Raw genomic sequence first — 10,538 nt, 5'->3', positions numbered from 1 at the left:
CCGCCGACCCGGCCACCACGGTGGCCGGGTCGGCGGCGCGTCGTCCCCGGCGGGCTCCAGCGGCACGGGCCCCGTTCAGCTGCGGCGGGACACCGCGACGCCGGCCAGGCAGAGGGCGCCGCCCACCAGGGTCAGCGGTTCGGGTGCCTCGCCGAGCAGGAGCCATGCCATCAGCACGACCAGGGTCGGCACCGAGTAGGTCGTCGCCCCCATCCGGGCCGCGGTCGTCCGGGAGAGCGCGTAGGCCCAGGTGGTGAACGCCAGCGCGGTCGGGAACAGGCCCAGGTACACCACGTCGAGCGTCGCGGACGGCGGCGCGGCCGCCAGGTCGGACACCAGCTGCGGGGCGAACGGCAGGCAGGCCACCGCGCCGATCAGACAGCCGAACGTCGTCACCTGGAGCGCGGTGGCGTGCCGCAGCGCCGGCTTCTGGCCGACCACCCCGGCCGCGTAGGCGACGGCCGCGAGCAGGCACAGCACGATGCCCCGCACCGAACTGCCGCCCCCGCCCGACATGGAGAGGCCCACCACGACGGCCCCCGCCAGCGCGACCGCCATCCCGGCCAGCAGCTTGGGCGGGAGCCCCTCACGCAGCAGCCAGCCCCCGAGCAGGGCGATCAGCACCGGCCCGATGCCGACGAGCATCGCCGCCGTGCCCGCGTCGACCTGCTTCTCGCCCCAGTTCAACGCGACCATGTAGAGCCCGAACCAGAGCACGCCCGAGACGGCCGTCCCCGGCCAGGCCGCGCGCGGCGGCAGGCCCTCCCGGCGGTACACCAGCAGGCCGAGCAGTGCCACGGCTCCCACCAGCAGCCGACCGAGCGCGAGCGATCCGGGCCCGAAGTGCTCGCCCGCACTCCGGATCGCCACGAACGCGGACGCCCACAGCACCACCGTCGTCGAGGCCGCCGCCAGTGCCTTGCCGTCCTTCGGGGCCACGCCCGTTGCTGAAAGATCCATGCCGGAGAACCTACGGCCTGCACCGTTCGGTCCCCACCGAAATATCGACGGGTCCGGGCGCTCCCCGGTACGGCCGGGCCCCCCGGGGGGCGCGTCAGCCGTCGCCCGCGGTGTCGCGCTCCTCGACGAAGTGCTTGAAGCGCCGCAGGTCGCCGCTCACCATGCGATCGAGCACACCGAGCTTGTCGGCGGCCTTCTCGGCCAGTCCGGTGGGCTGGAACTCCATGATCATCGTGACGCGCGTGCGGGTCGCGTCGATCGGTCGCAGCGAGACCATGCCGGTGTGCTTCACGTTCTTGCTGCTGGTGCGCCAGGACACCCGTTCGTCGGGGACCCGTTCGATGATCTCGGTCTCGAACTCGCGGGACAGTCCGGCGATCTTCGTCTTCCAGTGGGCGTGCAGGTCGTCGAGCTGCCTGACCTCCTCCACGCCCTCCATGAACTCCGGGAAGCGCTCGAAGCTCGTCCACTGGTCGTAGACGACGCGGACCGGCACGTCCACGTCGATCGACTCCTCCACCCTGCCCATCGCTACACCCACCTCCACGCCGGCCGGGCGCTCGGCCGATGCACGGTCCCCCGGGGCGGAGGACCGCCGGCAGCGCCACCACGAATGTCCGTCCTGCGGTGGGCGACGGCAACCCGCCCGCCCGGGGTGGCCGGCGTTCCCGGGCCGTGCGCCGTCGAGGGCCGGCGGGCGGTCGCGAGGTCCGCACGGCCGTCGACCCGCGTGGCGTTCGACCGATCGAAGGAACGACCGGCCCTCACCCGCCCTTCCGCCGATGGTGTGCCCCTCTCCCGCGTCCGGGCCCCTCCTCGACCCCGCAGGAGGGGCCGGTCGGGGTCGTTCCGGCAGCCGGCCGAGGGGGTTTGGGAGGCGGAATCGCGGCGAGAAGAGGGCGCGGTGGGTGCGCCCGCCGCGCCCGGACGGCGGCCGTCCCCCCTCGCCCGCCGTCCGGGCGGGGGCACCCCCGCCGGACCGGACCCGGCGCGGGATCAGCGGCGCGGGGCGGTCAGCGGTTCGGGTCGAGCACGAAGTCGGCGATCAGGCGGGCCACCGCTTCGGGCTGTTCCAGCATCACCAGGTGCCCGGCGTCGGGGACCACCTTCAGGGTGACGGAGGGGCAGGCCTCCAGGGCGGCGTGTTCGGCGTCGGTGAGCCCGACCTCGTCCCGGTCGCCGCGCACCACCCACGCCCGGGCGCCGGAGCCGCACAGCCGCGGCACCAGTTGGCCGTTCCGGTCCAGGTAGGCGAAGTACTCGGCCATGGCCCGGCGGCAGAACGACGCGGAGTTCTTCCTCAGGTCGGCGACCAGTGCCTCCCGCCGTCGTTCCGGAATGCTGTCCGCCAGCGCCTTCGGCGTCAGCCACAGCATCACGGGCCAGGCGAGGGAGCCGAGCCCGGGCACCCGCCCCAGTGCCGCGGCGACCGCCAGTGCCTTGGACTCGTCCGGTCGTGAGAACGTCGGGGAGAGCAGCACCACCGGCCCGGAGAAGTGCCCGCCGCTCACCATCTCCAGCGCGATGTTGGCGCCGATGCTGTGGCCGACCACGGTCGTGCAGCCGTGCTCGGCCGCGAACGCGCCGGTGATCGCCGCGTAGTTCTCCATCGACACGTCCGTGGGCGCGACCGTCCCGGCATGGCCCGGGACGGTCGCCGCCACCAGCCGGATCGGCGCGCCGGCGAGGGAAGGGGCGGCCGTCATGTCCTCGTAGAAGGCCGTGCTGCACAGCCCGCCCGGCAGCAGCAGCACCCGGTGCGGGGCGTCGGCGGGCCCGGACTCCCGGACGTCCCAGGTGTGGAATTGCGCGGTACCGCCCACGATGTGCCCTCCAGGCTCGTACGATCGCCTGGATTCTTCCGCGTCGCCGTCCGCCCCCCGGAGACCTTGCGCCGAGCGCGGCATGTCGGGCGACTGCCGGGCGTCGTCCCGGAACGGCGTCGGCGCAGGGCCGGTCAATGCCAGGCAATCCGCTGTTCAAGAGCTGCCCAAATAATCGTGCACTCTCTACTTGATAATGTGATGACATGTGTATTCACTGTGGCGCTCCTCGCCGCAGGGGGAGGGATCGGCCTGTCCCACGAACCAGGCCCAGTCACACAGGAGATGCAGCATCAACACCGCCATACGCCGGGCCGCGCGCGGCGTCCTGCCCGTCGCCGTCAGCGCCTCCGTCCTCGCAGCGGGTCTGACCGCCTGCGGCACCGTCGAGCAGCTCACCGCCGCTCAGAAGGTGAGCAAGGCCTTCGGCAAGCTCGGCGACAGCAAGGCCGCCGGCCTCACGATCTCGCTGGACGCCTCGCCCGAGCAGATCGTCGCCTTCGGCAACGCCACCGGTGACAAGATCGAGCAGAAGAGCGCCGAGGCGCTGTCCGGCCTGAGCATCTCGATCGCGATGGCCGCCGACAAGCCCCTGAAGGACCTCGACTCCTTCAAGAACGCGCAGGGCCCGGGCAAGGACGTGACGCCGGACAAGTCGCTGCGCGTCTCGTACCTGCTGTCCGACAAGAAGGGCACCGCGCTCCTCGAGTTCCGCCAGGTCGACGCCAAGGTGTATCTGCGCGCCGACGCCAAGGGCCTGGTGAAGCTGGTCGGCGAGGACCCGGCCGAGGTGGACTCCGTCAGCAAGGACATGCCGGCCGAGCTGAACCCGGTCAAGGACGTGCTGGCCGGCAAGTGGGTCTCCTTCGATCTGCAGGAGCTCGCCGACCCGGCGAAGAAGCCGGACGCCGCCAAGTCGCCCGCCCCGTCCGGCAGGCCCACGCTGGACCCGGACACCGCCAAGCAGCTGACCGACTCGCTGAAGGACGTCTTCTCCCGCACCGTCACCTTCGACGACAAGGGCAAGAAGGACGGCGCCGAGCACCTCCTGGTGAGCGCCCCGGCCCGCCGGCTGACCGACGAGCTGCTGAAGGCGCTCAAGCCGCTGTCCACGAAGTTCCCCGAGGAGTTCGACAAGCTGCCCACCAAGGCCCCGGCCGACCTGCCCGACACCAGGATCGGCGTCGACCTGTACCTGAAGGGCGGCAAGTTCTCCTCGGCCACCTTCGACCTCGCACAGTTGGAGCCCAAGGCCGGCCCGGGCAACGCCTTCCCGGTCAAGCTCGCGTTCAACGAGTCCGCCCCGACGGTCCAGGCGCCGGCCGACGCGGTGAGGATCACCGACAAGGACATCCGGAACGCGGTGCTCTCGCTGGCGAGTGCCGCCACGGGTGAGGGCGAGGACGCCCCCGGCGGCTCCGGCGAGGCCCCCGCCCCCGGCAAGCCGCTGACCGACACCCAGGTCAAGGAGCTCACCGGCCTCGGCATGTCCGAGGAGCAGGTCCGGCTCTTCAGCGAGCTCGGCATGGACTACGAGGAGATCAAGAGCTTCGCCCCGAAGGGCTGAGCCTGCGCTGCCGCCGGGGCGTGGGAGGTCGGATCCACCGACTTCCCACGCCCCGGCTGCCGTTCCGGGCGACCACCCGGGGTGGCCACGGCTACGGGCGGCGCGGCGTCGCCGTTCGCGGCACGGGGTTTCGGCGCGCGTCGACGGCGGCCGGGCACGGCCTCCTGCCGGGAGGTGACGGCACCTCAGGCCGCGGCCCCGGCGGCGCGGTCGTGGGCGGCGAGGACGGTGTCGAGCAGCCCGGGGAACCGCTGTTCCAGCTCGGCGCCGCGCAGCGCGGTGAGCCGCCGGTTGGCCTCCTCGCGCTGCCGGATCAGGCCGGACTCGCGCAGCACCTTGAAGTGGTGGCTGAGCGTGGACGGTGCGACGTCCACCGGGAAGGTGCCGCAGGCCCGTTCGGGCTCGGCGCGCAGGATGCGCACGATCGTCATCCGGGTGGGGTCGGACAGGGCGTGCAGTACGTCGAACAGGTCGATCTCCTCGGCCGCGGGGTGCGCCGGTGGGGTGCGGCGTCGGCTGCTGCGGGGCACGGACGGACCTCCGTTGTTCGACAGTCATCGAAGTTGCGTGATACTAATTTCGTCGTTCGTCGAACATCGTAGCTGGAGGGGGTCCAATATGCGCGCACTGGTGATGACCGCACCCGGGGGAGCCGAGAACTCGCAGGTGGAGGAGGTCGAGGCAGTTCGCCCCGGCCCCGGTCAGGTGTCGATCGAGGTGTCCTACGCGGGGCTGAACTTCGTCGATGTGATGTCCCGTCGGGGCGATGCCGGGTACGTGACCGCCTGGCCGTACCGCCCGGGCAAGGAGGTCTCCGGGCGGGTCCGGGAGGTCGGTGAGGGCGTCGTCGGTCTGGCCGAGGGCGATCCGGTGGTGGCCGCGCCGGTCGGCGGCGGCCTGGCCGAGGTGGTGGTCGCCGAGGCCGCGCTGACCGTCCCGGTCCCGGCCGGGGTCGCCCTGCGCGAGGCCGCGGCCGTTCCGCTCGGCCTGGCGACGGCGCTGCTGCTGCTGACCGACGCGGGCCGTTTCACCGCCGGGGACACCGTCCTGGTGCACTCGGCCGGCGGCGGCATCGGCGCGGCGATCGCCCAGTTGGTGCCGCTGCTCGGCGGCGGCCGGCTGATCGGCACGGTGGGCCGCCCGGAGAAGGCGGCGGCGGCCGTGGCGTCCGGCTACCACGCCGCGTTCGCCCGCGACGAGCGGCTCGGCGACGCCGTCCGGGCGGCCGTCGACGGGCAGGGCGTCGATCTGGTCCTCGACCCCCTGGGCACCGAGGCCCTGGACGTGGACCTCGAACTGGCCGCACCGGGCGGTCGGATCGTCCTGTTCGGCAACGCGGGCGGCGGCGCCGTCGACGCCCTGCCCCCGCTGGGCCGGCTGATCGCCGGCAATCTCACCGTCACCGGATTCAGCCACCGCTTCCTGGCGGCCACCGCCCCGGCCAAGCTGGCCCGGGGGATCGGCCGCGCCCTCGACCTGCTCGCCGACCGCCGGCTCACCCTGCCGGTCCGCGAACTGTCGGGCCTGGCCGACGTTCCCGCCGCTCACGACGCCATGGCGGCCGGCCGGGCCACCGGGAAGTACGTGGTGCGCGTGGCCGGTTGAGCGGTGACCCGGCCACCCGGCCGGGCCCGTGGCCGGCCGGACAGGGTGACCGATTCCGGAGCGGCCGCCGAGCGGGGCGGCAGCCGAGGGAGGGCGCGGGAACGTACGATCAGCCAATGTCTGACATGACGGAAACCAAGCCAGGCTGGCTCGCCCCCGAGGAACTCGAGACCACGCGGGCCCGGATACCGATCCTGTACGTCGAGGCCGTGCCGGTCCGCGTCGACGACGCCGGTGAGGTCACCCAGATCGGGCTCCTGCTGCGGATCGGTCCGGACGGGACGGTCAGCCGCACACTGGTCTCGGGCCGGGTGCTGTACCACGAGCGGATCCGCGACGCGCTGCTGCGGCACCTGGAGAAGGACCTCGGCCCGGTGGCGCTGCCCCGGATCCCGGCCTCGCTGCAGCCGTTCACCGTCGCCGAGTACTTTCCGACCCTGGGCGTCACCGAGTTCCACGACCCCCGCCAGCACGCGGTGTCCCTCGCCTACATCATCCCGGTGGCCGGTGACTGCCGGCCGCGACAGGACGCGCTCGACCTCGTCTGGTTCAGCCCGGAGGAGGCCGCATCGCCCCTGGTGCAGCAGGAGATGCCCGGCGGGCAGGGGGCGCTGCTCAGGCGGGCCCTCGCACATGTCGGCTGCCTGACCTGAGCCCCGGCGGCACGCCGTCGGCGTGCCGCCGTCCGTCCCGACCTCGGCGCGGGGGCGACTTCGGCGGCCCCGGTGTCAGTGCGTGGCACCGATGACCCTCCGGGGCCGGCGCGGAGCCGGCGACTCCCGGTCAGCCCGCCGCCGGGGCGGGCAGCAGCCGGTAGGCGTCGCCGTGGGCGATCACGCGGCCGGCGGTGGGCGGCGCGAAATGGGTGCCGAGGACGAGGGCGTCCGTGCCGGCGAGGGCGGAGAGCAACTCGCGGCGCGAGGCCTCGGACTGCCGCGGGTCGATGTCGACGCAGGCGCCGACGGCGGGGTGGGCGAGCTGGACCGGGTGGTGGATGCAGTCACCGGTGATCAGCGCCGTCTCGCCCCAACTGGTCAGCTCGACGGCGACGTGCCCGGGGGTGTGTCCGGGCGTGGGCAGCAGGCGCACGCCCGGGACGATCTCGACACCCCCGGCGGGGACGTCGACGAGGTCCAGCAGACCCGCCCGCTCGACCGGCGTCACGGAGTCGCGGAACATCTGCCGCCGTGCCTCCTCCATGTCGTAGCCGGCCCAGAACTCCCGCTCGGCACGGGAGGTGAGGTAGCGGGCGTGGGGGAACGTCGGGACCCACTCGCCGTCCACCTCCCGCGTGTTCCAGCCGACGTGGTCGGCGTGCAGGTGGGTGAGGACGACCAGGTCGACGGAGTCCGGGGCGAATCCGCCGGCGGTGAGGCGCTCCAGGTAGTCGGTCCGCAGGTCGTGCCAGGCCGGGTTGGCCCGCTGCTTGCCGTTGCCGATGCCGGTGTCGACGAGTACGCGCAGCCCGCCCACGGTGAACGCGAAGCTGTGGCTGTCGAGGTGCAGGATGCCTTCGTGGTCGGCGAAGTGGGGGTGCAGCCAGCTCTGCGCGGTCACCAGCTCGGGGGTGGCGTCGGGCAGCAGCCACGGTCCGGTCGCGGGCGGCAGGAGGACCTCGTCGACGCGGTGGACGGTGACGTCGCCCACGGTCCAGGAGGGGAGGGGAGCGGCGGGGGAAGTCTGCATGGTCGGTCGTTTCCCTTGTTCTTGTCGGCTGCGCTGGTCAGCGGAGGTGGTCGTCGGCGGGGCGGGCCGCTGCGCGCCGTGACGCGGCGAGTGCCGCCAGGGCCGCCACGGCGAGGAGGGCGGCGACGAGGGCGTAGGCGTGGGTGGCGGTCCCGAGCCCGAAGCGCTGGGCGGCGGCTCCGGCGGCGACCGCGGGCAGGCTCATGGAGAGGTAGCTGAGGACGTAGTAGGTGGCCAGGGACGCGGCGCGGTCCTTTTCGTCGAGCGAGGCGAGTATCAGGCGCATCGCCCCCTGGGAGACGGCGCCGAAGGCGATCCCGGCCAGGGCCGCGCCGCCGTAGACGGCGGGCAGTCCGGCGCCGTGCAGTCCGCTCAGGGTCAGGGCCGCGGCGGGTGGGACGGCCAGGCATCCGCCGATCGCGGTGGCGAGGGGGGCCGTGCGCCGCAACGCCCGGACGGTGAGGGCCGCGGCGGCGCTGAGGGTGAAGAAGACCATGCCGCGGGCCGCCTGCGGGGCGTCGGGCGCCACCAGGCGTACCAGGCCCGGCCCGAGGGAGGAGTAGAAGCCGCCCAGTGCCCAGACGGCGACGACCCCGGTGCCGGCGGTCGACAGGGCGCGGCGGACGGTGGGCGGGAGCGAGAGCCTCGGGCGCAGCGACCTCAGCGCGCCGGGTCGACGGTGGGCCGTCTCCGCGGTGAAGGTGACCGCGATCGCCTGGGCGACGAACAGCGCCGCCAGCAGGAGGTAGACGGTGACGGTGGGGGCGGGCGCGAAGTGGACGAGGAGGGTGGCGGCGAGGACGCCCGCGGCCATCCCGGCGACCGGGGTGATGGTGTTGGCCAGCGCGGCCCGGCCCGGGCGCCGGGGGTCCTCCATGTCGAGGAGGGCCGCGCCCGCGGCGCCGGTGGCCGCGCCGGTGGCCACGCCCTGCACGACCCGAGCGGCCGTCAGGGAGCCGGCGCCGTCCGCGGAGGCGAGGAGCACCATGGAGCCGGCCTCCGCGATCAGCGCGCCCAGCAGGACGGGGCGTCGCCCCAGGTGGTCGGAGAGTGCCCCGGTGGTGAGCAGGGCCAGCAGCAGGGCCAGGGCGTAGGCGCTGAAGACCACCGTGACGGCGAGCGCGGAGAGGTGCCACTGGTCCTGGTAGAGCGGGTACAGCGGTGTCGGGGCACTGGACGCCGCCAGGAGGGCCACCAGGATCGAGGCGTTGAGGACGAAGGAAGTCGCGCGGGCAGGGGCGATCCGGAGGGGACGGTGCGCGAGTGCGTCGGCGAGGACGCTGGGCATGGGGCTCCTTCGCGGTAAACGCAATGTGTTTGCTTTAGCTGACCGTAGAGCCTGCGGCCGACTAAAGCAATCCCTTAGCGTTTGGGGTGGGGAGTGTGCGCGGTGACTTCGAGGCGGGTGCCCCCTAAACGCAAGTACTGTGCTTTAAGGTGGTGTCATGAGCCGCAAGCAGATGGTGCGCCCCGGCGGGCGCAGCGCCCGGGTGCAGGCATCGGTGCACACCGCTGTGCGTGAACTCATGGCGGAGGTGGGCCGCGACGCGCTGACGGTGCCGCTGGTCGCCCAGCGCGCGGGAGTCACCCCGTCGACGATCTACCGTCGCTGGGGCGATCTGCAGGAGCTGCTGTCGGACGTCGCGGTGGAGCGGCTTCGGCCCGACGCCGAGCCGGGGGACCACGGTGACCTGCGGTCCGACCTGACGGCCTGGACCGAACGGTTCCTCGACGAGATGGCGTCCCCGTCGGGCCGCGCCTACATCCGCGACGCCCTGCTCGGCGACCCGGACGGCAGCAACGCCGGCCGGTGCTCGGCCTACGCGGCCGAACAGCTCGACGTCGTGCTGGCCCGGGCGGGCGTCCGCGGCGAGAACGCTCCCGACGTCGAGGCGACCATGGACCGCGTGGTCGCCCCCCTGATGTACCGCATCCTCTTCCGCCCGGCCGGCCTCGACGCCGCGTACGCGCGCCGGCTCGTCACCGAGCTCCTCGGCCCGGGCGGGGGAGCCCGCCGCTGACCGGGCGACGGAGCCCGGCGCTCTCGCCCGGCCGCTTCTCGCTCGCCGGCGCGAGGTCGCCGCACGGCGGCGTCAGCCGGTGGTGAGGATTTCCACGCCGCGCGCCGCGAGCTGTTCGACGATCGCGTCACGGGGGTCGGCATCGGTGATCAGGCCGCTGACCTCCTCCCAGGGCAGGACGCGGAACCGCGAGGCCGTGCCGATCTTCTCGGAGGAGGCGAGGACGTAGGTGTCCGCGGCCCGTGCGGCCAGAGCGCGTTTCATCGCGGCCTCCTCGGCGTCGCCGGTGGTCAGGCCCGCCTCCGGGTGCACGCCCGTGACGCCGAGCAGGCAGAGGTCGGCGGAGACGTTCTGGGCGGCCTCGACCGCGGCGGCTCCGCAGGCGACGGCCGAGTGCTTGAAGATGCGGCCCCCGAGCAGCAAGATCTCCGCCGTCGGGTGGTCGAGCAGGGCCGCGGCGATCGTCGGGCTGTGGGTGATCACGGTGCAGGCGAGGTCCGGCGGGAGGGCGTGGGCGACGGCGAGGGCGGTGGTGCCGCCGTCGAGGATCAGCGCGCCACCCGGCCGCACGAGCCCGGCGGCCACGGCGGCGACCCTGCGCTTGCCGGTGGGGGCCACGGCCTGCCGGGCCGCGTAGTCCGCCACGGCCGGCGAGACGGGCAGTGCACCGCCGTAGACCCGCTGGCAGAGCCCCTCGGCCGCGAGATCGCGCAGGTCGCGCCGCACGCTGTCCTCGGATATTCCCAGCTCGGCGGCGACGTCCTTGGCGACGACCTTGCCCTCCCGGGCGAGCAGGCCCAGCATGTGGTCGCGTCGTTCGGCAGCCAGCATCCGCATTCTCTCCTGTTCTTGCCTGTTTCTGCATGTATCGTAGCG

General features: G+C 73.6%; 11 protein-coding genes. 4 read left to right on the top strand and 7 right to left on the bottom strand.

The features are described 5' to 3' along the window. Positions 1 to 75 precede the first annotated feature (75 nt). From ACFVYI_RS14200 to ACFVYI_RS14190, 3 genes are all read right to left on the bottom strand, one after another. Entirely contained in the window at positions 76 to 960 is an 885-nt protein-coding gene (locus ACFVYI_RS14200; protein WP_387884817.1) for a DMT family transporter, read from the bottom strand. 94 nt (positions 961 to 1,054) lie between these two features. Continuing rightward, on the bottom strand, positions 1,055 to 1,489 hold the full coding sequence (locus ACFVYI_RS14195; RefSeq protein ID WP_387884814.1) for an SRPBCC family protein: 435 nt from the start codon (positions 1,487 to 1,489) through the stop codon (positions 1,055 to 1,057). A gap of 484 nt (positions 1,490 to 1,973) precedes the next feature. Then, positions 1,974 to 2,783: an alpha/beta fold hydrolase gene (locus ACFVYI_RS14190; RefSeq protein WP_387884811.1), complete on the bottom strand. Its 810-nt coding sequence runs from the start codon at positions 2,781 to 2,783 to the stop codon at positions 1,974 to 1,976. A 208-nt stretch (positions 2,784 to 2,991) separates the two neighbouring features. On the opposite strand from ACFVYI_RS14190, the gene ACFVYI_RS14185 reads away from it, so the two are divergent. Then, complete coding sequence (locus tag ACFVYI_RS14185) at positions 2,992 to 4,350, top strand: hypothetical protein (RefSeq protein WP_387884810.1); 1,359 nt, start codon at positions 2,992 to 2,994, stop codon at positions 4,348 to 4,350. 185 nt (positions 4,351 to 4,535) lie between these two features. Here ACFVYI_RS14185 and ACFVYI_RS14180 read toward each other — a convergent pair whose 3' ends face one another. Then, positions 4,536 to 4,880 (bottom strand): ArsR/SmtB family transcription factor, encoded by a 345-nt coding sequence (locus tag ACFVYI_RS14180; protein WP_387884809.1) that lies wholly within the window; start codon positions 4,878 to 4,880, stop codon positions 4,536 to 4,538. An 88-nt stretch (positions 4,881 to 4,968) separates the two neighbouring features. Between ACFVYI_RS14180 and ACFVYI_RS14175 the strand changes: the two genes are divergently transcribed. Then, positions 4,969 to 5,955 (top strand): zinc-binding alcohol dehydrogenase family protein, encoded by a 987-nt coding sequence (locus tag ACFVYI_RS14175; RefSeq protein ID WP_387884807.1) that lies wholly within the window; start codon positions 4,969 to 4,971, stop codon positions 5,953 to 5,955. A gap of 125 nt (positions 5,956 to 6,080) precedes the next feature. Further along, on the top strand, positions 6,081 to 6,608 hold the full coding sequence (locus tag ACFVYI_RS14170; RefSeq protein ID WP_387884831.1) for an NUDIX hydrolase family protein: 528 nt from the start codon (positions 6,081 to 6,083) through the stop codon (positions 6,606 to 6,608). A gap of 130 nt (positions 6,609 to 6,738) precedes the next feature. On the opposite strand, the gene ACFVYI_RS14165 is transcribed toward ACFVYI_RS14170, so the two are convergent. Together ACFVYI_RS14165 and ACFVYI_RS14160 are read right to left on the bottom strand one after the other, a co-directional pair. After that, positions 6,739 to 7,641, bottom strand: a complete 903-nt coding sequence (locus tag ACFVYI_RS14165) for an MBL fold metallo-hydrolase (protein WP_387884804.1) — start codon at positions 7,639 to 7,641, stop codon at positions 6,739 to 6,741. Between the two features lie 37 nt (positions 7,642 to 7,678). Next, the gene (locus ACFVYI_RS14160) at positions 7,679 to 8,929 is read right to left on the bottom strand and encodes an MFS transporter (RefSeq protein WP_387884802.1); all 1,251 of its coding nucleotides are present in this window, start codon (positions 8,927 to 8,929) and stop codon (positions 7,679 to 7,681) included. A gap of 157 nt (positions 8,930 to 9,086) precedes the next feature. Between ACFVYI_RS14160 and ACFVYI_RS14155 the strand changes: the two genes are divergently transcribed. Further along, the gene (locus tag ACFVYI_RS14155) at positions 9,087 to 9,662 is read left to right on the top strand and encodes a TetR/AcrR family transcriptional regulator (RefSeq protein WP_387884799.1); all 576 of its coding nucleotides are present in this window, start codon (positions 9,087 to 9,089) and stop codon (positions 9,660 to 9,662) included. 72 nt (positions 9,663 to 9,734) lie between these two features. Here ACFVYI_RS14155 and ACFVYI_RS14150 read toward each other — a convergent pair whose 3' ends face one another. Then, positions 9,735 to 10,493: a DeoR/GlpR family DNA-binding transcription regulator gene (locus ACFVYI_RS14150; RefSeq protein ID WP_387884797.1), complete on the bottom strand. Its 759-nt coding sequence runs from the start codon at positions 10,491 to 10,493 to the stop codon at positions 9,735 to 9,737. Positions 10,494 to 10,538: the final 45 nt, after the last annotated feature.

This window comes from Kitasatospora sp. NPDC058218, from assembly GCF_042882445.1.
Classification (GTDB): domain Bacteria; phylum Actinomycetota; class Actinomycetes; order Streptomycetales; family Streptomycetaceae; genus Kitasatospora.
Note: the sequence above shows the minus strand (reverse complement) of the source record. Positions and strands in the feature narration are given on the sequence as shown.